At 70.1% G+C, this 25,479-nt stretch carries 29 protein-coding genes; 12 read left to right on the top strand and 17 right to left on the bottom strand.

Annotated elements, in window-relative coordinates:
- Window positions 1-615: a TetR/AcrR family transcriptional regulator gene (locus G7043_RS32735; protein ID WP_166052322.1), complete on the top strand. Its 615-nt coding sequence runs from the start codon at window positions 1-3 to the stop codon at window positions 613-615.
- 21 nt (window positions 616-636) lie between these two features.
- Here the strand turns inward: G7043_RS32735 and G7043_RS32730 are convergent, their stop codons facing one another.
- The 4 genes from G7043_RS32730 to G7043_RS32715 all read right to left on the bottom strand — a co-directional run bounded on the left by G7043_RS32730 (window position 637) and on the right by G7043_RS32715 (window position 4,389).
- Window positions 637-1,242 carry a TetR/AcrR family transcriptional regulator gene (locus G7043_RS32730; protein ID WP_166052320.1) on the bottom strand — a complete coding sequence of 202 codons (606 nt, stop codon included), beginning with the start codon at window positions 1,240-1,242 and terminating at the stop codon, window positions 637-639.
- Between the two features lie 10 nt (window positions 1,243-1,252).
- On the bottom strand, window positions 1,253-2,653 hold the full coding sequence (locus G7043_RS32725; protein ID WP_166052318.1) for a fatty acid desaturase: 1,401 nt from the start codon (window positions 2,651-2,653) through the stop codon (window positions 1,253-1,255).
- Window positions 2,654-2,716: 63 nt separating this feature from the next.
- Window positions 2,717-3,922: an NAD(P)/FAD-dependent oxidoreductase gene (locus G7043_RS32720; protein ID WP_166052316.1), complete on the bottom strand. Its 1,206-nt coding sequence runs from the start codon at window positions 3,920-3,922 to the stop codon at window positions 2,717-2,719.
- Window positions 3,923-3,963: 41 nt separating this feature from the next.
- Window positions 3,964-4,389 (bottom strand): MarR family winged helix-turn-helix transcriptional regulator, encoded by a 426-nt coding sequence (locus tag G7043_RS32715; protein ID WP_166052314.1) that lies wholly within the window; start codon window positions 4,387-4,389, stop codon window positions 3,964-3,966.
- A gap of 55 nt (window positions 4,390-4,444) precedes the next feature.
- Between G7043_RS32715 and G7043_RS32710 the strand changes: the two genes are divergently transcribed.
- Entirely contained in the window at window positions 4,445-5,125 is a 681-nt protein-coding gene (locus G7043_RS32710; RefSeq protein WP_166052312.1) for an alpha/beta fold hydrolase, read from the top strand.
- Here G7043_RS32710 and G7043_RS50065 read toward each other — a convergent pair.
- Genes G7043_RS50065 through G7043_RS32695 form a run of 3 tightly spaced genes read right to left on the bottom strand, consistent with a single transcriptional unit; the run spans window position 5,118 to window position 9,993 of the window.
- Complete coding sequence (locus tag G7043_RS50065) at window positions 5,118-7,049, bottom strand: GH36-type glycosyl hydrolase domain-containing protein (protein WP_166052310.1); 1,932 nt, start codon at window positions 7,047-7,049, stop codon at window positions 5,118-5,120. The genes G7043_RS32710 and G7043_RS50065 overlap by 8 nt on opposite strands.
- 44 nt (window positions 7,050-7,093) lie before the next feature.
- The gene (locus tag G7043_RS32700) at window positions 7,094-9,427 is read right to left on the bottom strand and encodes a VIT domain-containing protein (protein ID WP_166052308.1); all 2,334 of its coding nucleotides are present in this window, start codon (window positions 9,425-9,427) and stop codon (window positions 7,094-7,096) included.
- Window positions 9,427-9,993, bottom strand: coding sequence for a MerR family transcriptional regulator (locus tag G7043_RS32695; RefSeq protein ID WP_166052305.1), 567 nt, complete (start codon window positions 9,991-9,993; stop codon window positions 9,427-9,429). The genes G7043_RS32700 and G7043_RS32695 overlap by 1 nt, the downstream gene beginning before the upstream one ends.
- A 131-nt stretch (window positions 9,994-10,124) precedes the next feature.
- On the opposite strand from G7043_RS32695, the gene G7043_RS32690 reads away from it, so the two are divergent.
- The gene (locus G7043_RS32690; RefSeq protein ID WP_166052303.1) at window positions 10,125-11,099 is read left to right on the top strand and encodes a hypothetical protein; all 975 of its coding nucleotides are present in this window, start codon (window positions 10,125-10,127) and stop codon (window positions 11,097-11,099) included.
- Window positions 11,096-11,605: a GNAT family N-acetyltransferase gene (locus G7043_RS32685; RefSeq protein ID WP_313888187.1), complete on the top strand. Its 510-nt coding sequence runs from the start codon at window positions 11,096-11,098 to the stop codon at window positions 11,603-11,605. The genes G7043_RS32690 and G7043_RS32685 overlap by 4 nt, the downstream gene beginning before the upstream one ends.
- On the opposite strand, the gene G7043_RS32680 is transcribed toward G7043_RS32685, so the two are convergent.
- The gene (locus tag G7043_RS32680; RefSeq protein WP_166052301.1) at window positions 11,583-12,215 is read right to left on the bottom strand and encodes a uridine kinase family protein; all 633 of its coding nucleotides are present in this window, start codon (window positions 12,213-12,215) and stop codon (window positions 11,583-11,585) included. The two genes, G7043_RS32685 and G7043_RS32680, sit on opposite strands and share 23 nt — an antisense overlap.
- 8 nt (window positions 12,216-12,223) lie before the next feature.
- Complete coding sequence (locus G7043_RS32675) at window positions 12,224-12,595, bottom strand: DoxX family protein (protein ID WP_166052299.1); 372 nt, start codon at window positions 12,593-12,595, stop codon at window positions 12,224-12,226.
- Between the two features lie 105 nt (window positions 12,596-12,700).
- On the opposite strand from G7043_RS32675, the gene G7043_RS32670 reads away from it, so the two are divergent.
- The 3 genes from G7043_RS32670 (at window position 12,701) to def (ending at window position 14,115) form a co-directional block, all read left to right on the top strand.
- Window positions 12,701-13,078: a winged helix-turn-helix transcriptional regulator gene (locus G7043_RS32670; RefSeq protein ID WP_313888186.1), complete on the top strand. Its 378-nt coding sequence runs from the start codon at window positions 12,701-12,703 to the stop codon at window positions 13,076-13,078.
- A 144-nt stretch (window positions 13,079-13,222) separates the two neighbouring features.
- A complete protein-coding gene (locus tag G7043_RS32665) occupies window positions 13,223-13,564 on the top strand; it encodes a hypothetical protein (protein WP_166052295.1) in 342 nt (113 codons plus the stop codon).
- On the top strand, window positions 13,561-14,115 hold the full coding sequence (gene def / locus G7043_RS32660) for a peptide deformylase (protein WP_166052293.1): 555 nt from the start codon (window positions 13,561-13,563) through the stop codon (window positions 14,113-14,115). The genes G7043_RS32665 and def overlap by 4 nt, the downstream gene beginning before the upstream one ends.
- Window positions 14,116-14,156: 41 nt before the next feature.
- Here def and G7043_RS32655 read toward each other — a convergent pair whose 3' ends face one another.
- Entirely contained in the window at window positions 14,157-14,801 is a 645-nt protein-coding gene (locus G7043_RS32655) for a fasciclin domain-containing protein (RefSeq protein WP_166052291.1), read from the bottom strand.
- 198 nt (window positions 14,802-14,999) lie between these two features.
- Between G7043_RS32655 and G7043_RS32650 the strand changes: the two genes are divergently transcribed.
- Window positions 15,000-15,602 (top strand): sigma-70 family RNA polymerase sigma factor, encoded by a 603-nt coding sequence (locus G7043_RS32650; RefSeq protein WP_166052289.1) that lies wholly within the window; start codon window positions 15,000-15,002, stop codon window positions 15,600-15,602.
- Complete coding sequence (locus G7043_RS32645) at window positions 15,599-16,324, top strand: anti-sigma factor (protein ID WP_166052287.1); 726 nt, start codon at window positions 15,599-15,601, stop codon at window positions 16,322-16,324. Before G7043_RS32650 ends, G7043_RS32645 begins: the two co-directional genes overlap by 4 nt.
- A gap of 3 nt (window positions 16,325-16,327) precedes the next feature.
- Here G7043_RS32645 and G7043_RS32640 read toward each other — a convergent pair whose 3' ends face one another.
- The 5 genes from G7043_RS32640 to G7043_RS32620 form a co-directional block, all read right to left on the bottom strand.
- Entirely contained in the window at window positions 16,328-16,672 is a 345-nt protein-coding gene (locus tag G7043_RS32640) for a sunset domain-containing protein (RefSeq protein WP_166052285.1), read from the bottom strand.
- A gap of 9 nt (window positions 16,673-16,681) precedes the next feature.
- The gene (locus G7043_RS32635) at window positions 16,682-17,608 is read right to left on the bottom strand and encodes a hypothetical protein (protein WP_166052283.1); all 927 of its coding nucleotides are present in this window, start codon (window positions 17,606-17,608) and stop codon (window positions 16,682-16,684) included.
- A gap of 110 nt (window positions 17,609-17,718) precedes the next feature.
- Entirely contained in the window at window positions 17,719-18,876 is a 1,158-nt protein-coding gene (locus G7043_RS32630) for a glycosyltransferase (RefSeq protein ID WP_166052280.1), read from the bottom strand.
- Complete coding sequence (locus G7043_RS32625) at window positions 18,876-19,685, bottom strand: HD domain-containing protein (RefSeq protein WP_313888185.1); 810 nt, start codon at window positions 19,683-19,685, stop codon at window positions 18,876-18,878. The genes G7043_RS32630 and G7043_RS32625 overlap by 1 nt, the downstream gene beginning before the upstream one ends.
- A 45-nt stretch (window positions 19,686-19,730) precedes the next feature.
- The gene (locus G7043_RS32620) at window positions 19,731-20,384 is read right to left on the bottom strand and encodes a TetR/AcrR family transcriptional regulator (protein WP_166052278.1); all 654 of its coding nucleotides are present in this window, start codon (window positions 20,382-20,384) and stop codon (window positions 19,731-19,733) included.
- A 134-nt stretch (window positions 20,385-20,518) separates the two neighbouring features.
- Here G7043_RS32620 and G7043_RS32615 point away from each other — a divergent pair, with 134 nt between their 5' ends.
- The 3 genes from G7043_RS32615 to G7043_RS32605 are packed head-to-tail and all read left to right on the top strand — an operon-like array spanning window position 20,519 to window position 23,972.
- The gene (locus tag G7043_RS32615) at window positions 20,519-21,322 is read left to right on the top strand and encodes an SDR family NAD(P)-dependent oxidoreductase (RefSeq protein WP_166052276.1); all 804 of its coding nucleotides are present in this window, start codon (window positions 20,519-20,521) and stop codon (window positions 21,320-21,322) included.
- On the top strand, window positions 21,322-22,443 hold the full coding sequence (locus G7043_RS32610; protein WP_166052274.1) for a DUF5938 domain-containing protein: 1,122 nt from the start codon (window positions 21,322-21,324) through the stop codon (window positions 22,441-22,443). The genes G7043_RS32615 and G7043_RS32610 overlap by 1 nt, the downstream gene beginning before the upstream one ends.
- Complete coding sequence (locus tag G7043_RS32605) at window positions 22,443-23,972, top strand: acyl-CoA synthetase (protein WP_166052272.1); 1,530 nt, start codon at window positions 22,443-22,445, stop codon at window positions 23,970-23,972. The genes G7043_RS32610 and G7043_RS32605 overlap by 1 nt, the downstream gene beginning before the upstream one ends.
- Here G7043_RS32605 and G7043_RS32600 read toward each other — a convergent pair.
- Together G7043_RS32600 and G7043_RS32595 are read right to left on the bottom strand one after the other, a co-directional pair.
- Window positions 23,962-25,062 carry a zinc-binding dehydrogenase gene (locus G7043_RS32600; RefSeq protein ID WP_166052270.1) on the bottom strand — a complete coding sequence of 367 codons (1,101 nt, stop codon included), beginning with the start codon at window positions 25,060-25,062 and terminating at the stop codon, window positions 23,962-23,964. The genes G7043_RS32605 and G7043_RS32600 overlap by 11 nt on opposite strands.
- Window positions 25,059-25,472: an acyl-CoA thioesterase gene (locus G7043_RS32595; protein WP_166052268.1), complete on the bottom strand. Its 414-nt coding sequence runs from the start codon at window positions 25,470-25,472 to the stop codon at window positions 25,059-25,061. The genes G7043_RS32600 and G7043_RS32595 overlap by 4 nt, the downstream gene beginning before the upstream one ends.
- Window positions 25,473-25,479 lie beyond the last annotated feature (7 nt).

Below are 25,479 nucleotides of genomic sequence, written 5' to 3'. Positions count from 1 at the left end.
GTGCCGTCGTCCAACCGCCACGTCGAACCACGTCGCAAGCCTCGGCAGGTCCGGGCGGAGCTCACCCGCGACCGCATCCTGACCGCGGCTGCTCACGTTTTCAGCGAGCACGGGTACGCCGCGGGCACCACCAACCGCATCGCCGAACAGGCCCGTGTCTCGATCGGCTCGCTCTACCAGTACTTCCCGAACAAGGACGCGATCCTCGCCGAGCTGCTGGTGCGCCACGTCGACCGCGGTCGCTGGGACCAGGGCGACCGGCTCGACCTCTCGCCGGGAACCCTGGAACAGGTGGTGCGGGCACTAGTCCGCGACGCCGTCGACAACCACCGCGACGACCCGCAGCTGCTCCGGATCATGGTCGAGGAGGGACAGTTCTCGGACGAGCTGCGCGAGACGATCACCCGCCACGGCGCGCAGCGCGTCGCCCAGGTCCGCGAGCTGCTCGCCCGGCACCCCGACGTCCACGTGCGGGACCTCGACACCGCGGCCGATCTGATCGTGTTCACCGTCGAGCTGAACACCCACCGGCTCGCGGCCTCTCCGCAGACCGGCTCGATCGAGACCTTCGAGAACGAGCTCGTGGACATGGTGACGCGGTACCTGCGCGGCTGAGGGCTTCGACGCTCCCCCGAATCAGCCGTAGCGGAGGGGCTTGCGCGCGGGCTCTTCGAGGATCCGCGAGGCGAGCCAGGCAATCCCGTCGGCCGTGGCGGCCGGGGTGCCGGTCGGCTGGATCACGTGGCTGAGCACCGTGCGGGTGACGATGTCGATGACCACGTCGATCTGGTCACCCGTCAGCCCCGTCCGGTAGGACGCGACCCGTTCGACGAGCATCGCCTTCACCCCGGCCAGCAGCGTCTCGGCCTGCGTGGTCAGCAGCGGCACCAGTTCGGTGTCCGCGCCGTGCGTCGCCGACGCGATGGCGCGGACCAACTGGTTGCCGCGGGCGAGTTCGAGCACGTCGCGCACCGCGTCGTAGACCGCCTCGACCAGGTTGTCGGCGTGGCGGTCGAACGCGTCGCCGATCGCCTTCACGAACCGGTCGAGCTCGTGGGCGAGCATGGCGTCGGCGAGCGCGTTCTTGGAGCCGATCTCGTTGTAGACGGTCTGGCGGCTCACCCCGACCTGCTCGGCGAGCCGCGCCATGGTGACCGCGGCCCAGCCGTTGCGCGCCGTCATCTCGATCGCCGCCTCGACGATCGGCTGCCGGCGCTGGCCGCTCGCGGCCGGAGAAGTCATGCCCGCGATCCTAAGCTGTGCCGACCCGCCCCGGCGCGACGAAGTCGATCTTCTCCCGGACCCCGCAGTCCGGGCAGCACCAGGAGTCCGGGATCGCGGACCAAGGCGTGCCCGCGGGGAAGCCCTCACGGGGATCGCCGGTCGTCTCGTCGTAGACGTAACCACAGCCGGGACACATCCCACCGGCCGTTGCGTCGCCACGGGTGTCGGCGACGACGTCCTCCAACGTGCCGACGCCTCCGTACCGCGCGAGCACCTTCTCGCGCTTGCTCGGCTGGATGTTGGCACGGCCGATGTCACCGTCGAAGTGAGCACGCACCCGCGGGTCCATCACCCGGCGCCACAGCGGAGGCACCAGCGCCAGCAGGATCATCCCGGCGTACCCGGTCGGCAGCACCGGCGACTCGGCGAAGTCGCGCAGCGTCTGGTAGCGGCGGGTCGGGTTGGCGTGGTGGTCGCTGTGCCGTTGCAGGTGGTAGAGCAGGACGTTGGTGGCGATGTTGTTGGAGTTCCAGCTGTGGCTGGGATCCACCCGCTCGTACCGGCGGCGATCGGGCGCCCCGACCTTCTGCCGCAGCATCCCGTAGTGCTCCATGTAGTTCACGACCTCCAGGAGCGAGAAGCCGATGATCGCCTGGATCAGCAGGTACGGCACGATCCCGACGCCGAGCCAGGCGATCATCGCTCCCCACAGCACGGCCGACATCAGCCACGCGTTGAGCACGTCGTTGCCCAGCCGGAACGGGTGCCGGTCGCGGCGCGCGTACCGCTTGCGTTCGAGCCGCCACGCCGACTTCACCGAGCCGGCGACGGTGCGCGGCCAGAACCGGTAGAAGCTCTCCCCCACCCGGCTGCTCGCGGGGTCCTCCGGGGTCGCGACCCGCACGTGGTGGCCGCGGTTGTGCTCGATGTAGAAGTGTCCGTAGAAGCTCTGCGCGAGTGCGATCTTGGACAGCCACCGCTCGTGGCTCTCCTTCTTGTGCCCGAGCTCGTGCGCGGTGTTGATGCCGATGCCGCCGACGCACCCGATCGACACCGCGAGCCCGATCTTGTCCAGGACGGACAGGTCCCCGCGCGCGATCAGCCAGAACGCCAGCACGAACCCGGCGTACTGGATCGGCAGGAACAGGTAGGTGATCCAGCGGTAGTAGCGGTCGTTCTCCAGCCGCTCGATCACGTCGTCGGGAGGGTTGCTGCGGTCCAGCCCGGCCACGAGGTCGATGGCCGGGACGATGAGCAGCACCACGATCGGGCCGATCCAGAACCAGATGCCCCAGCCGGTCGCCGCGTGCAGGCCTATCGCCAGGAACGCCAGGGACGGCACGACCAGTCCCAGCAGCCACAGGTAGCGCTTGCCGTCGGTCCACTGCTCGGTTGAGCCGACGGGCACCGTTGCCTTCAAGTCGCTCATGCCACGCTCCTCAGGAGGTTGACAGAACGATAGGGCTTGTAAAGTTGATTTGACAAGGGTCGGCTATTTGTAAACCTCGGCGAGCACCGCGCGGGCGGCTCGGCGACCGGAGTGCAGCGCGCCCTGGATCGAGCTGGTGTCACGGTGGTCGCCGCACACGTAACGGCGTCCGCCCGCACGCACGGACTGCCGCAACCGGTGCGGCGCGTTCATCGCCGGGAGCGCCCGCTCGATCTCGTACCTCCGCAGGACTTCCCATCGACTGGCGTCGGTGCCGTACAAGCGGTTCAGGTGCGTGCGAACGTCCTGTTCGGACGCTTCGCCCAGCACGGTCGCCTGCACCAGCGGGGCATACGGCGAATACGGGCGCGAGACCTCCGACATCACGGCGGTGTTCACGACCGGGCCGCCGTTGGCGTCGATGACCAGACACCCGTCCCGCAGCGGGGATCGCGGCGGCCGGAAGTACCAGGTGGTGACGCTGTTCCAGCGGGGTTCGGCGAGCCCCGGCAGCAGGGTGGCCGCGGTCGCGCCGTCCGTCGCCACGACCACCGCGTCGGCGGACACGCGTCCGCCGTCTTCGAGGTCCACTCCGTCGTCGCGCACGGCTCGCACCGCGGTCTCCAGCTGAACGGTCCCGTCGGGTAACCGCGCCGCCAACGCCTTCGGCAGCTCACCCATGCCGAGCGCGGGCACGGCCGCACCACCACGCGCGAAGCTGCGCCACACCAGGTGGAAGAAGCGCGACGACGTCTTCAGATCCCGTTCCAGGAACACACCGGAGAGGAACCGGCGGAACACCGCGTCCACCGCCCGGTCGGTGACACCGAGGCGCCGCAACTCTTCTCGTGTCGTGCGGTCCGTTGCAGCGAGAAGCGGCCACACAGGTCCGAACGCGTCCCGTGCCGAGAACGCGGCCAGCGCGGCCAGATCACGCGCGCCCAGGACGTGCTGACGCAGCATCCCGTCCCACGCGGCGGATCCGCTGCGCGGGTCCGCGAGCAGGTCGTGCCTGCCGTTGTCGTGCACGAACACGCCGGACCTCAGGTGCCGCAACGGGAACGGGCCCAGGTCCAGGCGCTCCAGTTCCGGGTAGGCGGGCAGCATGATCTGGAAGCCGCGGTCGAACCGCACGCCGTCGACGACGTCCGTCCGCACGCGGCCACCGACCTCGTCACCGGCCTCCAGCACCGTGACTTCGACGCCGGCCGCGGTCAGTTCCAACGCAGCGCTCAACCCCGCAAGGCCTGCTCCCACCACCACGATCACAAATCGACGGTATGGGCCACACCGCGGGTCCGCATGACGGACTACTGATCCGCGAGATCGCCACCGAGTGCGGTGTCCAGCAGGTCACCCAGTTGTTGGAGCTGCGCGGCCGACAGCGCGCTGAACGACGACTCGACGACGCCGTCGACCAGGTCCTGCCCCTCGGCCCGCAGCCGCGCACCCTCGTCGGTGAGCCGATGACGCACCGCTCGCCCTGGTCCGGCAACGCGTTCGATGAGCCCGCGCTCGGCCATGCGCACCGCCAGGGAGCCGAACGACTGGTCGGTCTGAAAGGTCAGCACCGCGAGGTCGTGCAGCGACGCGTCCGGCTTGCGGTGCAGGTGACGCAGGGTGTCCCACTGCACGAGCGACAGCCCGAGCGGGGCCAGCGCCTGGCTGAGCGCCCGGTGGTGGCGGTGCTGCAGGCGCTTCACGGCGAGCGCGACGTCGGCGGGACGGTGCTTCACAGCGGCGATCTTAACCATCTTGCTTATCTAAGCATGCTTATCTAAGGTTCCTTATATGACTCAGACCTACCTGCTCCTCCACGGCGGAGGCGGCGCTGCCACGATGACGACGTTCGCCGACCTGTTGGCTGAACGCACCGGTTCCCAGGTGCTGGCACCCACCCATCCCGGCTTCGGCGGCACTTCGCGGGCCGGGCTCACCAACGTTCCCGACCTCGCACGGCACTACATCGCGATGCTCGACCAGCTGGACCTCACGAACGTGACGGTGCTCGGCAACTCGTTCGGCGGCTGGCTGGCGGCCGAGATCGCCCTGGGCGCCAGCCCCCGCGTGAGCAGCGCGGTGATCGTCAACGGGATCGGCGTCGAGGTCGCCGGCCACCCGATGACCGACGTCAGCGGCATGTCCGTCGCCGAGATCCGGTCCTTCTCGTTCCACGACCCCAGCAGGTTGCCCGCACCCACCGGGGGCGGCCCGAGCCCGGACGTGCAGGCGCTCATCGGCTACACCGGACCGTCCATGTCGGACCCGACCCTGCTCGAACGGCTCGGCGACGTGCGCCTTCCCGTCCACGTGCTCTGGGGCGAGAGCGACCGGATCGTCGACCCCGGCTACGGCAAGGCGTACGCGGCCGCGATCCCGTCCGCGACGTTCACCCTGCTCCCCCGCACCGGCCACCTGCCCCAGGTCGAGACGCCGGAGGACCTGCTCACGGCGTTGCTCGCGCTCAGCTGAACCTGGGTTCGACGCCTCGCAGCCGCAGGTGGGCGAGCAACGGCTGGGAATGGCTGTGCAGGTTGGCGACGGGGTAGGCCTGCATGGCGACGCCGAGATCGGGCAGGGCCCACGTCTCACCGGGCCGATCGCTCTCCGGCGCGAGGTAGCAGTCGGGGCCGGACAACGTGCCCGTCCACGTCGAGGGGTAGGCGGCGGTGTGCGCGTGCAGGGTCATGCGCCGCCACTCGTCCCACGCCAGGTCCGGGTCGTATCGGGAGGCCGCCCAGATCAGCGTCATGTTGACCGAGAACCACACCTGGCCCTGCCCGCTGACGGGCCACCGATGCCGCGCCCCCAGCGGTGAGCCGGCTCGGCAGGTTTCGTCGATCGTGTGCAGCAACGACCGTGCCTGCTCCGGAGTGGCCGCACCGCAGAGGATCGCCCACGGCTGCACCTCCAGCCACAGGTCGTGATCGCCCACGGGGTTACCACCTGGGGCATGCGCGCGACGGAACCAACGGCCGTTCCACTCCCCCGCAACGCGTTCACGCAGATCGGCCGCACGTTCACGCGCTTCCTCCGCCGTCGCGTGATCACCCAGCCGTTCGGCGAGGCCCGCGTACACCGGAAGCACCCAGGCGGCCATCGCCGAGTTCAGCACCGACTCGCCGCGTTCGATCATCAGGTCGCGGTCCACGCCGGACTCGCTGATGGCGAGGTCGTTCCAGTCGGCGTTGAGGATGCGGACGTGCCCGTGCTCCCCCACGCCGACCTCGTCGACGAAGAACCGGAACTGGCGCCGCAGGTTCTCGGCGAGCGGCACGGGATCGGCGCCGTGGCAGGGGTGGTACGGCACCGGCTGGCCGAACGCGGCCAGGTCGCCGGTCGCCGCGGCGTACTCGGCGGCCAGCCAGAGCGCCCACAGGTTCTGGTCGGACGGCCGGAACAGCTGGGTCCAGGGCTGCTTGTGACCGTCCAGCGCGTACGGCAGATCCCCGTCAGGACTCCCCCAGGCACACGTGTTGCGCAGGACCGACAGCGCGAGGTCCGGTTCGAGGTGGACAAGCGGGAGCGCGTGCTGCAACGGATCCCTTGCCGCGCCGTTGAATCCGTGCCGGAACGCATAGGCGGACCCCTGGTTCAGCGTGTGACCGCCAAGCACGCCATCAACGCAGGCGCCACCGGTGAGCATCGCCGCGTGCCAGGTGATCTCAGGAGTCTCGGCCGGCAGCCGCTCCCGCAGCGAGGCCAAGCTGTCGGCGTAAACCACCGCCGGTTCCACCGGTCCGTCCAGCAAACCGAACCGGAACCACACCGTCTTCCGCCCGCCCGGCGGCACCTCCACCGCAACCCCGACCGTCAACGCCCCGTCGACGCTCTCCACCCGCTCGCCCCCGCACACCTCCAGCCCCACCCGCTGTTGATGAGGGGAGCTTTCATCAACGTCAGGTTTAGGAAAGCTCCCCTCATCAACAGCGGGTGGGCCGAATTCGAGGTTCACCGAGCGCTGGCGCACCACCCATTCCTCGGTCAGGGAACGGTGCAGCGTCGTCTCGGCTCGGTTGACCACGTCGACCCGGATGAGCACCCACGGCGCCTCGCCCTCCGGGCACATGATCGTGCGTTCGACCTCGGCGTGCGCATCGGCCACGGAGAGACGGAAGAAGGTGGGACCGAACAGCTTTGTCGTGGCGGCGTCGGTGGAAAGCTCGCCGAACCGGGCGATGCCGGTGTTCTCGGCGAGCCACCGGCACCCGAGGTGCTCGTCCCACACGCTGCTGAGCCCGTCACTGCCGGCCACCAACGTGATCCGGCGGTTGCCCAAGTGCACCCGGTGCACGGACTTCGGCGGGTCGAGGATCGGATCCCACGGCGCAGGGCCCGCCCGGTAGTCGAACGCGGGCAGGCCCTCGGCCGTCGTCCACTCCCCGAACGCGCTCACCCGTAGCAGCGTTCCGGCAGCGCCACGGGTGGGCAATCGTCCGATCAGCGCCAGAAACTCCGCCGGCGCTCCGGTGCGGCGGGCTGCTGGGCGAACTCCCGCAGCACCTGCTGCGCCCGTGCCCACAACTGGTTCACGTCCCCGCCCGCCGTGAGCTCCACGACCAGCTGCCGCAGCGGCTCGTACGCCGGCCCCTGCCGCGAGGCGACGAGGGTGCCGAGCCGGCTGGCCAGGTCGGCGAGCAGCTCCCGGCGTTCCCAGTCGGGCCGTCCCGCGTCCTGCTCCAGCCGCCCGACTTCCAACGCGGCGATCTTGCGCAGCTCCGCCGGGTCGTCGGGCGACGGCACGGGTGCCGGTGCGGGCATCATCTTGGACGCCAGAGGACGGCCTCGGGTGCGTCCCGCGGCGGCTTGCGGTGCCGGAGGAGGCAGAGGTGCGCCGTCGAACGCGGACCGCGCCACGGGGCCACCGCCGTACCCACCGCCGGGCGCCGCGCCAAAACTCACCATCGGCGCGGCGGCGAACGGTGCCACCGGCATCTCCCAGCCCGCAGGCGACTCGACCGGCTGCACCACCCGATGCACCTTCCCGTCGGACACCACTTGCTCGTCCACCGCGACGAACGCGGTGAAGCGGCACAACACACCGAACCGCAACGAGGTCCGTACGATCTCGGGCTCCACCGCCCGCTCACCGGTCGCGTACCGATCTTCGAGGTCGCGCAGCGCCGCACGGGCCCATTGCGCCCGGACCGCGGGCTCGGCGAGACGCACCACCGGCACGGTCTCCTGCCAGTCCGAACCGTCCCTGGTCCGGCCGCGCACGCTCAACGACTCCGGCGCCGATCCGCGGTAACGGCCGAACGCGACCAGCGGCACACCGGGGTAGATCGCCGTGGGCTGCTTGGGCAACGACGACTCGGGCGCCACCACGACGTCGGTGATCAACGGCGCGCCGATCCGCCGCTGGATGTGCGCCATCGCCTCGTCCAGGCGGTCCTCGCTCTCGACGAGCTCGCACCGGCCCGCGCCCGCCGCGGCCAGCCTGCCGAGGAACCCCGCGTTGACCGCCGTGTCGATGCCGACGGCGTGCACCCGTGTCCGGTTGAGCACCGGATCGATGTCGCGCAGCAGCTGGTCCTCGTTGCCGACCTGCCCGTCCGTGACCAGCACCAGGACCGGATCGCGGCCCTCCCGCACGTCCGAGAGCAGGCTCAGGCCCTGCCGCAGCGGCTCGAACATCTCGGTACCGCCGCGCGCCTGCACGCCCGCGAGGTGTTCGACGGCGCGGAAGCGGTGCCGGTCGGTCGCCGCGACGAGCCCGCTGCCGAGCTCCGTCGGCCGTTCCACGCGGTCGTCGAAGGTGATCACGGAGAACGTGTCGTCGTTGGTCAGCGTGTCGACGATCCGAGCCGCCGCGCGCCGGGCCGCGACCATCTTCCAGCCCGACATGCTGCCGGAACGGTCCAGCAGCAGCACGACGTCACGCGGGCGGACCTGGCCGGACAGGTCCGGCGGCAGAACCGTCAACTGGTAGGTGCCCTCGTCGGCGTTGTCGGGATCGGGCACGCACACAGCCGCGGAGCTGTTGCCCGCGTAGGCCAGGCGCAGCACGAAGTCCCGGTCGACGCGCTCTCCCGGCACGACCGACACCGTGTTGCCCTCGGTGACGACCGTGTGCAGGCTCGACCGCACCTCGCCGAGCTCGAGCCCGGCCGGGTCGATCTCCACGCCGATCCCGAGCCGCACCGGGTTCGGGAAGCCCGGCAGCAGCACCGGCGGCGTGATCCGGGACGCGTCCGGCACCAGGTCCGTGTCGTCGGCGTACCCGTCGCCCACGGACGGCCCCGGCAGCGGCGAGCCCGGCACGTACCTGGGCGCCACCACCAGCGGGAACCGGAACGTGGCCGCGCCGTCCTCGAACACCAGCGGCCCGACCAGGCTGAGCTCGACGGTCACCCGTTCGCCCGCCGGGATGTTGCCGACCCGCATGGTGAAGACGTCGGGCCGCTCCTCCTCCACGATGGACGCTCTTCGGCCCGCCGCTATCGCGTCGTCGTAGGCCTGGCGCGCGGCGCCGCGTTCCTGCAGTTCGGCCTCGACGGTGCGGTCGCCGGCGGTCATCTTCATGCCGGTGACGGCGGCGCGGTCCGGCAGCGGGAAGACGTAGGTGGCTTCGAGGGCGGTGTCGTGGGTGTTCACGAAGCCGGTCGTCAGCACGACGCGGCCGACGAGACCGGTGATCGTCGCCCGCACGTCGAGGCGCTCCAGCGGCAGGTTGCCGCGTTCGGTGCGCAGCGCGCCGACACCCGCGTCCTCGCTGGTCCGGGCGATGCGGTCCGCTTCGGTGGACGTCATCGGGGCGACGGAGATGGTCATCAGGACTCCCTTTCATTCGTGAGCAGACCACGGGCGGCGAGCAGGTCGAGCAACGGCCGGGCGGCGGCCGCGAGGTCCGCGCAGTCGGCGGCGGTGGGCGTACCGGGCACCAGCAGGACAGCGCCTCCGCCGAGCGCGACCCCGTTCAACGCGACGGCCTGCGCCGGTGGTGGCGCCGCAGCCGGTGCGGCGGCGGGTTCGGCCCAGAACCGGGGACGGACTGCCTCCGGTGGTGCCGGATCACCGCTCTCGAGCAGTTCTTCGGGAACTCGGGCGATCGCCGCCAGCGTCTGGTCGGTGGCGCCCGCGAGCTCGGTCTGGATCTCCGCCAGCGCCCTCCCCTCCGACTGCAGTCGCTTCACGGCCACCAGCTGGAGCAGGTGGCGCTTCTCGTACAACGCCGTGCGGCCGCGCATCGCGGACGGTCTGTCGACCAGCCCGGTCGTCGCGTACCAGCGAACGGCCCGCCGGTCGGGCACGTCCCGCACGCGACCGTTGGGCGCGCCCGAGTACTCCGCCGTCAGCGCGGCGGAGACACGTTCCAGCAACTCGTCGAGCGTCCACACCACTCGATAGTGACACTGCAACCGTGACAGTGTCAACGTCCTAAACCTGGTGTGGATCTTGTCCAGTCACCCGGTAGGGTTCCGCGGGTCCGCGTGCCCCTGTACATCCACACGAAGGACGGAGAGCACGAGTGACCACCGACGAGGTCGGCCAACTAACCGACCACGCCGCCGCGTTAGGCCGCTTGAAGACCAAGAAGTCGCAGATCCTGTACGCGCTGGAGCACATGCCGCGCGGGTGCACCGTCGAGGACGTGCGCAGGTGGCTGTTCAAACACGGCCAGAAGGAACCGGGCAGGCCTTACGCCGCAGCGATCGTGAACGAGTGGCGTGCGCGCAACGGCGTGACCGACACCGGCGGCCACGTGCTGCTGACCCCGGAACTGATCGCCGAGATGGACGAGGCCGACCGCGAGGTCCCCGAACCGGCTGAGCCCCCGAAACCCGATGGTGCCAAGGGTTTCTACGCGGTCGCACTGCTGAGCATCGGCGTCAGCGTCGACACCTCGTGGCGGTTCTTCGAGCAACGGCTGGGCATCACCGACACCTGGGAGCGCGTCGCCCTGTTCTCCGTGATGGAGGCAGCGCTGATCGCGTGCGGCTGGGCCATGCGCGGTGGCGTGCGCCGCGACGGCCGCCCCGGTCCGGCACGACTGGTGGCGTGGGCGCTGACGGCGTTCGCCGCGTTCGCCGCCCTGAGCCTGTCCGGCCCGATCGCCGGCACTGCCCGCGTCCTGCTAGGACCGGTGCTGGGCCTGGTGATGCTGCACCTGGCGCTCGGCATCGAGATCCGCGCGTCCCGCCAACGCACGACAACCTGGGCACGCGTAGGCCGTGAACTGCGGGAACGCGTGTTGTCGTTGCTGGGCTTGGGCGACGACGGCCGCGACGCCCTGGCGCGCACCCGCGACCGTGCGGCGTTGCGCGCGGCCAAGCTGGCCCTGGCCAGCCGCTGGACGCCGTGGCGAAAAGCCCGCCTGCGCAAGGCACTGCACGTCTCGCACGTAGCGCACGACCCCGCCCAGCGCGACCGGATGTTGCGCGAACTGGGAGTGCTCCAACACGCGGACAAGCTCGCCGAGACCACCCAACCGTCCCCGTGGTGACCTTCGCCTCCGCCGCTCCCGGTCTAGCGGCGGAACTAGCCGACCTGGTGAACCGCGTTTATGCCGAGGCCGAGAAGGGCCTGTGGGTCGGCGACACGGCCCGCACCACCGAGTCCGAGATGGCAAGCCTCGTCGACGCCGGGCAAATCGCGGTGGCCCGATCGTCCGGGCGTCTTGTCGGCGCAATCCGCATCCAGCAGTTGGACGACAACACCGGCGAGTTCGGCATGCTCGTCGCCGCACCGGAAGAACGCGGCACCGGCCTCGGCCGCGACCTGGTCACCTTCGCCGAGGCCTGGGCGCGCGAGCGCGGGTTGTCCCGCCTGCAGTTGGAACTGCTGGTCCCCCAAACCTGGACGCATCCGGTCAAGAACTTCCTGCGGGCTTGGTACACGCGCATCGGCTACCAGGTCGTACGCACGGACGACTTCGGCGAGGCCTTCCCACAACTGGCCCCGCACCTCGCCTGCCCGTGCGACTTCCTCATCTTCCACAAGAACCTGTAACGACCTCGGTCTCGGGATCGTGGCGAAGTCCGGTCGTGCCGGCCACAACAATCGTCGCCTTCTCCCACGGCCGTTCCCTGCGCATGAACGGCAGTTCTTCAGCCAGCCACGCGGCAACGTGACGCCGCTGCGCCGCCGAATCACCGTCCCGCGCCACCAACCGACGTTCCTGCTCATCCAGGTCGCCCTGCACCCAGATCGACGCGTCGAACCACGCGGTCAGTTCGTCGCGGATGATCCCGGTGCCCTCAACCCACACGACGTCCGCCCCGGCCGGGACGCGGATCGCCCCCGGCCGGTCGTGCTCGATCCAGGCGGGCGGCCGGAACTCGACCGCCTCACCCCGGCGAAGAGGCCGCAACACGTTGTGGGCCAGGAGATCCGCCCAGTCGAAGAACGCCTGGTTCCACGCGATGTCGTCGGTGTGCACGACCTCGGACCGGGGAACAACCTGCCGCATCCGTTCGACGAGGGTGGACTTCCCGGCGCCGCCGCGTCCGTCAACCGCGACGAGAACAGGCCGTCTGGGTGCACGCAGTCGTCCCACAAGGTCCGCCAGCTTCTCGACCCGCCATCCCGCGGCCTCGACCTCACCTTCGTGCAGGCGCATGCACCCCATCATCCAACGGCGAAGCGCCCCACCGCCACGAACGCGGCCAGGAGCAACAGAACCACGTTGACGGGCAACGACTTGGTCTCCCCCAGCTTCAGGTGCACCCGCATCGCAAAAACCTGCACGATCACCAGCCCAACGGCGGCGATCGGCGTGAGCACCGGCGCGATGCCGGTCAGCTGCGGCAGGACCAGCCCAAGCGCACCGAGCACCTCAACGGCACCGATCGCCTTGACGGCCCCGTCCGTCATGTCCTTGGCCCACTCGAACCCGCCGGACGCGACCATCTGCTCACGCGGGCGCACCACCTTCATGACGCCGGCCGCCAGGTAGACCGCCGCCAGCAGCCCCTGCACCACCCACAACGCGATGTTCACCGCAGTCTCCAATCCTTACGAGTTGTGCGTAGCCACATGCTGTGTAAGTTTTGAAGCGCCGCAAAAGGCACATCGATGTATGTGTCCAGGAAAGCGAGGCGAGCTGTGGCCGGGATCACACGCACACGCACCTGTCCGCCGCTGCTGAACGACGGCGGCGCGGTCCGGGAGGTGCTGGACCGCATCAGCGACAAGTGGAGCCTGCTGACCCTGGGCGCCCTGCGGTCGGGCCCGCTGCGCTTCGGCGAGCTGGAGAAGGCGATCGGCGGCATCTCCCAACGAATGCTCACCCTGACGCTGAAGCACCTGGTCGAGGACGGCCTGGTCAGCCGCACGGCCTACCCGGAAGTGCCGCCGCGCGTCGAGTACGAGGTGACCGCGCTCGGCAAGACGTTGGTGCCGCTGGTGATCGCGCTGGCCGAGTGGGCGATCGAGCACCGCGACGAGATCAACGCCAACCGAGGCTGCTCACCCAGCGAGTAGCTCCGCACGCGATGGTGCAGGCGAGGCGAAGCGAAGGCGCAGCCGAGCCGCTTTTCAACCGCGACCACCCGCAAGGTCGTGCCACTGGCGACGTTGAACACAGACACCGAAACCAGCCCGGCACAATCGAGTTAGATCCAGATCATGACGCCACGGATCACGGTCTGCCGGGGATGCTGCTGCGGAACCACCCGCAAACACCCCAACGTCGACCACGACCACCAACTCGAGGTCCTGCGAGCAGCCCTCCCAACCGTTCGCGTGGCCGACTGCCTGGACGCCTGCGAGTCGTCGAACATCGTCGTCGTGCAACCCACCCCTGCCGCACGGGCAGCCGGAGCCAAACCGGCCTGGGTGGGCTCCGTGCTGAACGACGACGCGATACACGGCGTCATCGCCTGGATCAACGCGGGCGGCCCAGGCCGAGCCGCCCCACCCCCAGTGGTCGCCGAACGGATCGTGATGCCACCCGCGGTCAAGCCATGACCATCCGCCCGATCCTCGTGGCCGGCGACCCGCGCCTAAACACCCCCACCACCCAGATCACCGAGTTCGACGACGACCTGGCACAACTCGTCGAGGACCTGTTCGACACCAACACCGCCGCGAACGGCGCGGGCCTAGCAGCCAACCAGGTAGGCGACAGCCGCAGCGTGTTCGTCTACGACTGCCCGGACGACACCGGCCGCCATCACCGGGGCCACGTGATCAACCCGGTCCTGGAGACCTCCGGACCCCCGCTGACCGCACACGAAGGCTGCCTTTCGGTACCCGGCGAGCGTTTCCCGACCAGCCGAGCGGCCTGGGCCCGCGTAACCGGCGTCGACCTCCACGGCGCCGAGGTGAAGGTGGAAGGCACCGGGTTCTCAGCCCGGTGCCTCCAGCACGAGACCGACCACCTAGCCGGTCGCCTCTACCTGTCGCGGCTCCTGGAACCCCACGCCGCCGAAGCCGCCCTGATGCTGGAACGCAGCGGTTGGACCGAACCCGGCATCAGCTGGCTGCCGGGTGACGGGCCCGATCCGTTCCACTCCTGAGAGCGTTGCCGCACACCATCACTGCCGCAACAGCGCCGAGATCACTGAGGCAGCAACACCGAGTCGATCAGGTAGACGGTCGCGTTGGCGGTACGCACGCCACCGCAGATCACGTTGGCGTCGTTGACCTTCAGCGCGTCACCCGAGCCGGACACCTTCACCACGCCGGCCTGCACGGTCTTCTGGTCCCCGGCGATCTCGTCGGGCGCGATCTGACCGGGCACCACGTGGTAGGTCAGGATCTTGGTCAGCAGCGCGTCATCGGTCTTGAGCCTCTCGATCGTGGCGGCGTCGATCTTCGCGAACGCCGAGTCGACCGGCGCGAAGACGGTGAACTCGGCGCTGTTCAACGTCGAGACCAGGTTCACCTTCGGGTTGAGCTTGCCGGACACCGCGCTCACGAGCGTGGTGAGCAACGGGTTGTTGCTCGCGGCAACGGCGACCGGGTCGGCGGCCATGCCCGTGACGGAACCGGCGCCGGACGGGACCTGCTTGGCGTAGTCGGCACAACCGGGGCCGACGAGGTCACGGGCCGGGTCGGCCATCGCGGCGGACGAGGTCGTCGAGGTTGGCGTGGAGCTGGTGTTGCCACTGCTCGCCATGTCACCCGAACCACAGGCGCCGGCGAACAGGGTGAACGAGACGGCGCCGATGGCCAGGGCGGTGCTGCGGACGGTCTTGTTCATGACAGGACATCTCCAAAAAGTGGTCGAGCGGTTGCTGCACGTGATTCGCCACCACTCGGAGAACGGATGGGTGCGGTTACCGATCCGTTACCAATCCGCCTGTCCACAATGGACCAAAACAGAACAACCCGTTCAACACCGATCCACAGACGCCTCTGCCGCGAACACCAGAGGACGACGCCGTGGAAAGGAAGCCCGATGCCGAAGCGTGAGCGGTCGCTGCAAAGCATTCCACGCGACGACGACCGCCCGGCCGAACCCACTGCCAACGACCTGCTGGCCCTGGTGGCACGGGGCGACGAGGCGGCGTTCGAGCGGTTGTACGACCACGTGTCCGGCTCGGTTTTCGGCCTGATCAGAAGGGTTGTGCGCGACCAGGCGCAGTCGGAGGAGGTGTTCCAGGAGGTGATGCTCGAGGTGTGGCGGACCGCGACCAGGTTCGACCCCGGCAAGGGCAGCGCCAACACCTGGATCCTGACCCTGACGCACCGGCGCGCCGTCGACCGCGTGAGATCCGCCCAGGCCGCCACGCACCGCGAGGAACACGTGGCACGTCTCGACACCACCAGGCCGTTCGACGAGGTCAGCGAACAGGTCGACGGCCGCCTGGAACAACGCCAGGTGCGCCGCTGCCTCGGCAACCTGACCGACCTGCAGCGCGAATCCGTGTTGCTCGCCTACTACCAGGGCTACTCGTATCCCGAGGTCGCGAGCCTGCTCGGGCTGCCGCTCGGCACGGTCAAGACCAGGATGCGCGACGGCCTGATCCGACTCCGCGACTGCATGGGGGTGACCGGATGAGGAGCACATCCGCAGAACTGCACACGCTCACCGGCGCCTACGCCGTCAACGCGTTGGCGGACACCGAAAGAACGGCGTTCGAGACTCACCTCGACCGGTGCGGCAGCTGCGCCGCTGAGGTTGCCGAGCTCACCGCCACGGCGAGCCGGCTGGGCACGGCGGTCGACTCCCCACCGCCTCCACACCTGCGCGCGCGGGTGCTCAAGGCCGCCGCCGAGACCCGGCAGCTGCCACCGCGAACCGCCCGCGTGCCCCGGATTCGCAGGCTGCGCGAGGCGGGCGGTCTGCTCGTCGCCGCCTGTCTGGTGGCGGCGGTCGTCGTGACAGCACAGGGCCTGGGGTCCACGAAGGACAGTGACACGCTGGCCCAGATCTCCCGCGAGTACAGCCAGTTCACCGATTTCCTGTCCACCCCGGACGTCAAGCTGGTCAGCGCGGCCGGTCCGGACGGCGCCACGGGCACCGCGGTGGTGTCGGCGAGCCGGGACGAACTGCTGTTCCTGAGCCGGGATCTGCCCGAACCACCCGCCGACCGGGTCTACCAGCTGTGGTTCCTCGATGCCGGCGACCCCCGGCCCGCGGGGCTGCTGCCGGCGACCGGGTCGGCTCCGATGATGGCGTCGGGAGTGTCCGGCGCGCAGAAGGTGGCGGTGACGGTGGAGCCGCAGGGAGGGTCCGCGACTCCGACCAACCCACCCATGATGGTCATCTCGCTCGTGTGACGGTCACACCTTCACGCGAGCTTTGGTGGTCCACATCCGGTACCCGGCGGCGACGGCCTCCGCCTCCGAGGCGAACGCCATGTCGCCCTTCATCCGGTTGTAGTAAGGGGAATCGGAGGTGTGGTACACCATCGTCTTCGAGTTCCCCTTGAGCGGCAACGACTGCCGGACCGGCGGCTGCTCCACCACCACGTCCTCGGGCGCGGCCCGCCTCGGCGCGGGCAGGGCCAGCCGCGGCTTCGGCGGCTCGGGACGCAGCCGGTTGCGCACGGACAGCCACGTCATCAGCGAACCGACACCGAACGACACCAGGCAGAGCACGAACATCTGCGCGAACAACCAGAGCACGACGAACTCCTAGCGGACTACGACGTCGACCTGGCGCAGTGCCGGGTCGTACTCGCCGTCGGGGGCGGGACGGGTCTCAAGTGCGATCAGCGCGGGCGACACGCCTTGACCCACGAGCACGTCGCGGACCATCTCCGCGCGTTTCGCGGCCATCGCGGGGTCGGTGCCGTGCGCCACCAACGTGATCGAGGCGCGCGGTGCGACGAGAAGCATGCGGCCGACGCGTTCGACGAGCACCGGGCCGTGGCCTTCCCACCCGGTGGTGCCCTGCACGAACCGGATGGCGCCGTTGCCGTTCACCAGGCGGTTGATCGAGTCGTGCAACGCCGCGACGTTCAGATCACCGGCGGACGTGGACGGTCCGACCTCGACGCGGTCGGTGATCTGCAGTCCGTTCGCGGCCTGCTTGACGGCGTCCCGCACCGCGGTCGCGCGCGCTTCGTCCGGGACGCGGGCGGCGATCGCGAGCTGTCCGTTGTGGATGGTCGTGGTCACCTCGGACACCTTGGCGGACAGCGCCGCCGACACCAGGCGCCCGACCACGACCGGTGGGACGGGCAGGGTGCCGCCGAGCCGGAGCGCGGCCGTCACGCGGTGGTCGTCGGCCTTCGCGGCGTTGAGCAGCGCCACGCGTTCGGTGTCGTCCGCCACCGCGCCGGACAACAGGATCTCGCCACCGCGCACGGCCACGAGCAGCTGCTCCGGGCCCGCGGGACGCACGTCGGTGCTGCTGACACCGGACACGTCGGAGACCACGGCGCGTACGGCGTCCACGGACCGCGGCGACACTTCGCTCACCACGACCGAACGGCCGTTCACCTCGACCACGCCGTGATAGCCGGCCTTGCTCAGCGCAGAACGCACATCGGCGTACAACGTCCGTTCGACGTCGTTGCCGTACACGAGCACGCCGGTGGCGGCGAGCAGCGCGGGCACCAACAGTCCGCTGATCCAAACCGCGTGAGGAAGACGCACGGCGCAGGGATTACCGGACCGCGCTGCCGAAAATCCACTCGCTGCCACCGTTTGGACAGAACTTCACCCGGTCAGGTGGCAACCCTCAGCACGGCGCGGCACACCTCGACGGGATCGCGAACCTCGGCCACCGTCGCCGCCGCACGCGCCGCCGCGGCAGCGAACCGCGAGTCACCCAGCAACCGCGCCACCGCGGCACGCAAACCGTCCACAGTGGCCGGACGCACGATCACCCCGCTCCCCTGCCGCGCCACCCGGTTCGCCATCTCCCACTGGTCGCCGCCACCCGGCACGACCACGACGGGAACCCCGGCCAGCAACGCCTTGGCCAGCATGCCGTGCCCGCCACCGCAGACCACCACCGACGACGCGCGCAGCAACTCGTCCTGCCTGCCCGGCCCCGACCGCACCCACGCCGGCAGCTCGCCCGGTGCCGGGGCGAACGTCGACACCACGGCCCGCACACCCAGCTCCCGCAGCGCGTCGAGCGTCATCCCGGCCATGTCGGCGGCCCCGGTCCACGCCGTCGACGGCGCGACCATCACCAGCGGAGCGTCGCCCCCCGGTGGGCTGATCCGCTCCCGGCTCGCCTCCCACAACAGCGGCCCGACCACGTGCGCGTTGCCCGGCCAGTCCGGGCGCGGCACCTCCAGCGCGGGCAACGTGGCGATCAACCGCACGGCCGGCCCCGCTCCCCGCGCGCTCAAACCGATCCGCTGCCGCACGACCGCGCGCTGCCGCTCGCCCTGACGGAGCGACCTGGCCGTCATCGCCCGCAGCACCGAGTCCCGCAGCCGGCCTCTGAGTCCGAGGCCCGCGGCCAGCCCACTGCCCATCGGCGGCAGCGCCCTCGACGGTTCGTAGAGCGGATGCGGGGAGAGCTGCGCCCACGGCACGCCGAGCAGTTCCGCGGCCATGCTCGCGCCCAACGCCAGGACGTCGCACACCACCAGGTCAGGGCTGATCGCCGCCAGCTGAGGGGTGAGCTTGGTCGCCAGTTCCGCGGCCTGGTCGTGCAGCGCGCGGCCGAGATCAGCGGCATCTCGCAGGTCCGCCAGCGCCAGCCCGGTCACCCGTGCCGCCGTGATCCCCTCGCCCTTCGCGGCGTCCACCCACCGATCACCGGTGAGCAGCACCGGCGTGTCGCCGGCCTCCGCGAACCTCAGGCACAACGCGATCGCCGGCACGACGTGCCCAGGATCGCCCCCGGAGACGACCGCGACGCGCATCAGCCGCGGTCGCGAACCGGCTGGTACGTCCGCCGCAGCAGCCGGTGAACCCGCCGCACCGCCGCCAGCCGTTCGTCGACGTTGACCTCGAGCGCCCGCACCACCGGATCGTCCGGCCCGCGCCGCCGCCGGATCTCGGCGAGCCGCGCCTCGACCGTCGTCGGATGACCGTCCGGGCTGGTCGTCATGTCGGCGTACCAGAGCGCGTCCCGCAGCCGGCCACGTTCGTCGCCGAACTCCGCGAGCCGCTCACCCAACCCGGTCAGCTCGGCCACCGCCGACGCCCCGGAATGGTGCGCGACCAGCCCGCACACCCGCCGATCGAGCCCGGCCCGCACCAGGTAGTGCGCCCCGTCGAGGGAGTGCAGTCCGGTGTCGACGAGCTCCGACGCGTACCCGATGTCGTGCACCCAGGCGGCCGCGACCAGCAGTTCGCGCTCCTCGACCGGCAACACGCGCGCCACCTGCCCAGCCCGGCGCGCCACTCCGGCGGTGTGCGCCCAGCGACGCGGCAGCTCGGCGGCGAGCAACCGCCGCGCGGTGTTCCGCGCCCAGTCCGACAGCCAGGTCCCCGACATCTCCGGCGGGTCAGCCGAGAAGCCCAGCACGGACGCCCGCACCGCGCGTTCCACCAGCAACGGCACGAAGTCCCGCACCCGAGCGTCACCGAACCGCGCGTTGGCGCGCTCGATCCACTCGTGCACCAGGCTCGGCGGCACCTCGTCGTGCTCCCGGACCAGCCGCGACTCCAGGCGCCTGATCCGCTCGTCCACCTGCCGCCGCGCCTCGACGCTCGTGGTCGTCAGCACGTCACCCGCCTTCCGCAGCCCCTGCCCCGACCACCGTAGTCGCGCTCAGTCCGCCTTGGACACCAGGAGATCGATCACGTCCGGCAGCTCGGCCCGCAACCGCGCCACGGTCTCCGCGTCGCCGGCCAGGTGGTGCAGCAAAGCCCGCTGGAACACGCCGTCCAGCGTCACGTAAACAGTGCCAGAAGACCCCGCGACCACCCCGCCCAGCAGCTCGGCGTAGCGGCTGATCACCCGCCACACCATGGCTTCCCGGTGGGTGTCGATCTCCAGCACGTCCGCCCGGAACGACGCATCGAACAGGCTCTGGTTGCGTAGGTCGTACCAGAGCCGGTGCAGCGTGGCGTCCTGGCCGAGGGTGTCGAAGAACATCGCCACGAACTCGGCCCGCAGCTGCTCCGACGTGACGGCGTGCGCCACCACCTCGTCGTACCGCGTCACGCAGACGACCTCGTACTGGCGCACGGCCTCGGTGATCAGGTCGCGCTTGTCCGCGAAGTAGTAGTGCAGGACGCCGTGCGAGAACTCGGAGTTCTGCGCGATCTCCCGCAGGCTGGTGCGGGCGTACCCCAGTTCGGCCAGCGTGTGCAGGGTCGCCACGGCGAGCTCGGTCCGCCGGGCGTCGAACTTGTCGACCTGCCGGCGGGCGATGCGGTCCTGTTTGCTCTCCGCGACCTTGCTCTCAGCGACGTCTGTCACGCCTCGGATCCTAACGCTGATCTCGACAACAGTTGACCACTCGTCCAAAAAATCTTGGACAGTCGTCAAGGAAAAACTTGACGACTGTCAAGCCGCAGCTAGGGTGTGAGCCAACTCACCGAGGAGGCGTCGCCATGACGAGCTATCAGCTGAACGGACGGAAAGCGCTGGTCACCGGGGGTGCGCGAGGACTGGGCGCGGGCATGGCCGAGGCGCTGGCCGCAGCCGGCGCGGCGGTGCTGATCGGCGACGTCCTGGAGGAGGAAGGCAAGCAGACCGCCCAAGCACTGCGTGACTCGGGCGCGACCGCGGAGTTCGTGCCGTTGGACGTCACCGACGACGACAGCTGGGCGTCCGCCGTGAACACCGCGGTCGACGCGATCGGCGGGCTCGACATCCTCGTCAACAACGCGGGCATCGAGATCACCAGCCTGATCACCGAGCTCGACCCCGCCGACGTGCGCAGGATGCTGGACGTCAACGTCCTCGGCACCGCGCTCGGCATGAAGCACGGGCTGCGCGCGATGCGTCCGGGCGGCGCGGCGGGCAACGGCGGTTCGATCATCAGCGTCGCCTCCGTCGCCGCGACCATCGCCTTCCCCGGCATCAGCGTCTACTCGGCGACCAAGTCCGCCATCGACCGGCTGACCAGGGTGGCGGCCGCGGAGTCCGGCAAGCTCGGCTACGGCGTGCGGGTCAACTGCATCTACCCCGGTCTCACACCCACTGCCATGGGCAACCAGCTCGCCGTCGACTGCGCCGAGCTCGGCCTGTTCCCCTCACCCGAGGCGGCGGCGGGCGCGGTGGTGGAGCTGACCCCGCTCGGCCGGCTCGGGCAGGTCGACGACATGGCCGACGCCGTGGTGTTCCTGGCCTCGGACGCCTCGAAGTTCATCACCGGAGCTGGTCTTCCGGTCGACGGTGGGATGGGAATGTGATGAGCAAGCCTGTCGTCGTCTACGGCGCCTCCGGCTACACGGGCCGCCTGATCTGCGAATACCTGCGCGAGTACGGGGTCCCGTTCCTCGCCGCCGGTCGGGACGGCAAGCGCGTCAAGGAAGCCGTCGACGCGGTGCCCGGCATCGACACCGTCGACTACGAGGTCCTGGAGGTCGAGCACACCGAGGCGGCGCTGACGGAGGCGTTCACCGGCGCCAAGGTCGTGCTGAACACCGTCGGGCCGTTCTCCCGCTATGGCCACGAAGCGGTGCGGGCGAGCCTCAACGTCGGTGCGCACTACACCGACACCAACGGTGAGCAGGACTGGATGATCGACGCCGACGCGCGGTACGGCGCCGAGTTCGCGAAGCAGAACCTGTTGCTGTCGCCCGGCATCGCCCAGATGTACACGGTCGGCGAGATCGCCGCGCAGATCTGCCTGGAGCAGCCCGGTCTGGACACTTTGGACATCGGGGTGTTCTGGAAGGGTTATCCCACCGTCGCTTCCACCAACACGATCCTCACGAACGCCGCGTTCGCGAAGGCCTACTACCTCGAACAGAACCAGTACGTCGAATGGCCGGCCGACGCGGGACTGTACGAGCTCGTCGTGCCCGGCCAGCACGAACTGGGCCTGGCACTGCCGTGGGGCGGCACCGCGCATCCGGTGTGGTTCAAGAAGGATCCGCGGGTGGCGTCGGTGCGGGCGCTCGGTGGTGTGTTCAACCGGCCGTTGATGCTCGGGGTGCCGCAGATCGTCACCGCCGCTCTCCAGCAGATGGAGGGCAAGTCGGACGAGGAGAAGTACCGGATCGTCGACGAGTTCTCCGCGCAGGTGCGCAGTGAGATGCCGCCGCGCGAGAACCCGCGGATCAACATCTCGCTGGACTCCGTGCACGCTTCCGGACCGCTCGGGCGCGCGCATTGCGTCATCCACGGCAACTGCAACTACAAGCAGACGGCGTTGTTGAACGTGCACGCCGCGGTGCACCTGTTGCAGGACGCGCCGCGCCGGGTCGGGTTCGCGTCGGGCTGTCAGGCGTTCGGCCACCGGGAGCTGCTGGGCGCGCTGCGGTCGTTCGGTCTCGTGCTCGACCCGATCGTCGAGGTGCACCGTTGATGCGGCTCCACGGCTACCTCGACAAGGGCGCGTCGCTCGGCGGCGACGCCCCCTGTCTGACCATCGGAGACGTCTACCAGACCTACGCCGAAGTGCAGCAACGCTCCCGCACGATCGCGGGAGCGTTGCAGGACAGCGGAATCGGGCCTGGAGACCGGGTCGCGGTGCTGTCCGCGAACGACCCGCTCGCGCTCACCTGCGTGTTCGGCACCTCGCGGGCCGGCGCGGTGTGGTGTCCGGTCAACCCCCGCAACGAGGCGGCGGAGAACCGGGAGCTGCTCGATCTGTTCGGCTGCCGGTGCCTGTTCTTCCAGGCGAAGTTCGCGCCTCTCGTCGAACGCATCCGCGGTGACCTGCCGGCGTTGACCACGCTGGTGTGCCTGGACGGTGAGGTCGACGGCGCGGTCACGTTCGACGAGTGGCTGGCGGCCCACGGCAGGGAGCCGGATCTGGTGACGCTGCCGGACGACCTCTGCGTGCTCGCGGGCACCGGCGGCACGACCGGCAAACCCAAGGGCGTGCGGCTGACCGGCCACAACCTGGAGACCGCGACCGCGCTGACCCTGATGAGCTACCCGTTCGGCGAGCGGCCGCGCTACCTGGCGCTGGCGCCGCTCACGCACTCGGCGGGCGTGCTCACGTTCCCGATCATGGCACTCGGCGGCGAGACCGTGATCATGCCGGCGCCGGATCTCGGCGAGTTCCTCCGGCTGATCGAACACCACCGCATCACGCACGCGTTCCTGCCGCCGACGGTGATCTACGGCCTGCTCGACCACCCCGCGCTGGACTCGACGGACCTGACCTCGTTGCGCTGCCTCTGGTACGGCGCCGCGCCGATGTCCCCGGTGCGGCTGACCGAGGCGCTACACCGGATCGGGCCGGTGATGGGTCAGCTGTTCGGGCAGACCGAGGCGCCGAACATGATCGCCACGCTCGCTCCCGCGGATCACTTCCTGCCCGACGGGTCGATCGCGACCGCGCGGTTGTCGTCGGCGGGCAGACCGACGCCGCTGACCCAGGTCGCGATCATGGCCGCGGACGGCGCGCTGCTGCCTCCCGGTGAGCGCGGGGAGATCGTGGTCCGCGGGCCGTTGGTGATGGCCGGGTACCACGAGAACCCCGCGGCCACCGCCGAGGTGAGCGCGCACGGCTGGCACCACACCGGTGACATCGGCTATCTCGACGAGGACAACTTCCTCTACATCGTCGACCGGGCCAAGGACATGATCATCACCGGCGGGTTCAACGTCTACTCGGCCGAGGTCGAGAAGGCGTTGCAGGCCCATCCCGCGGTCCAGGACAGCGCTGTTGTCGGTCTGCCGGACGAGAAGTGGGGTGAACGGGTGGCCGCGGTCGTCCAGCTTCGCGCCGCTGGTCAAGCCGACCCGGACGCGTTGATCGCGTTCGTGAAGGAGCACCTGGGCAGCGTGAAGGCGCCGAAGCAGGTCGAGATCTGGCCCGACCTGCCGCGGTCCAAGGTGGGCAAGGTGCTCAAAACCGAGATCAGGCAACGGCTCAGGCCATGATCACGACCTGCCGCACCGCCTCGCCGGACGCGAGCCTGGCGAACCCGTCGTTGACCTCGTCCAGGCTCAGTCGCCCGGACAGCAGGCCGTCCACGGGGAGGCGCCCCGCCCGGTACAGGTCGACGAACCGGGGCACGTCCCGGCGCGGCACGCACGAGCCGAGGTAGCTGCCTTTGAGCGTGCGTTCCTCGGCGACCAGGTTCAGCGCGGGAAGGGTGACGGTGCGATCCGGGTGCGGCAGGCCGACCGTGACCGTGGTGCCGCCGACAGCTGTTGCGGCGTAAGCCTGTTCGAGCACGGCCGCGACGCCGGTGGTGTCGATGACCTTGTCGGCACCACCGTTGGTGAGTTCTCGGACGTGTTCGACGACGTCCGGTCCGCCCGGGGCTTCGTGCGTCGCGCCGAGGGTGAGGGCGAGCTGCCGTTTGTGTGCCACGACGTCGACCGCGACGACCTGGGTCGCGCCCGCCGTGACGGCCGCGAGCACGGCGGCCAGGCCTACGCCGCCGAGGCCGAACACCGCGACCTTCTCCCCCGGCACGACCTGGGCGCTGTAGAACGCGGCACCCGCGCCGGTCAGCACCGCGCAGCCGAACAGGGCGGCGATGTCGAGCGGCAGGTCCGGTGGCACGAGGGTCGCCGACCGGTCGGAGATGACGGTGTACTCGGCGAACCCGGACACGCCGAGGTGGTGGTGCGGTTGGGTGCCGTCCGGGAGCGTCCACCGGCGGTGTCCGCTGAGGAGGGTGCCGTCGCGGTTCGCGGCGGCGCCCGGTTCGCACAACGCCTGCCGCCCTGCAGCACAGCGACGGCAGGCGCCGCACGCGGGCACGAACGACATCACGACGTGGTCGCCCGGCTTGAACTCGGCGTTCGGTCCCGCTTCGACGACCTCGCCCGCCGCCTCGTGGCCGAGCACCATGGGCAACGGCCGGATGCGCGAGCCGTCGATCACGGACAGGTCGGAGTGACACAGCCCGGTGGCGTGCACGCGCACCAGCAGTTCGCCGGGTCCGGGCGGATCGAGCTCGAGGTCGACGATCTCGAGCGGACCACCGACGCCGGTCAGCACCGCGCCTCGGGTCTTCACGCGACCACCAGACCTTCCATCGCCGTGCGGAGGTTCGCGGGGATCTCCACCGGTTTGCGGGTCGTGCGGTCGACGAACACGTGCACGAAGTGGCCTTCCGCCACGACGTCGGCGCTTCCTTCGAGGAAGAACCCGACCTCGTAACGCACGCTCGACCGGCCGAGGTGCCCGACGCGCAGCCCGGCGTCCAGCGCGTCCGGGAACGACACGGAGGCGCGGTAGTTGCAGTGGGACTCCACGCACAGCCCGATCTGCTGACCGGCCTGGATGTCCAGGCCCGCCTCGATCAGCCACGTGTTGATCACGGTGTCCATGAACGCGTAGTGGACGACGTTGTTCACGTGTCCGTACACGTCGTTGTCCGCCCACCGGGTCGGAATCCGCTGCCAGTGCCGGTAGTCGTCACGCACACGACCT

Origin of the sequence: Lentzea alba, assembly GCF_011067745.1 — a bacterium.
Taxonomy (GTDB): domain Bacteria; phylum Actinomycetota; class Actinomycetes; order Mycobacteriales; family Pseudonocardiaceae; genus Lentzea; species Lentzea alba.
This window is presented reverse-complemented; position numbering and strand designations above follow the sequence as displayed.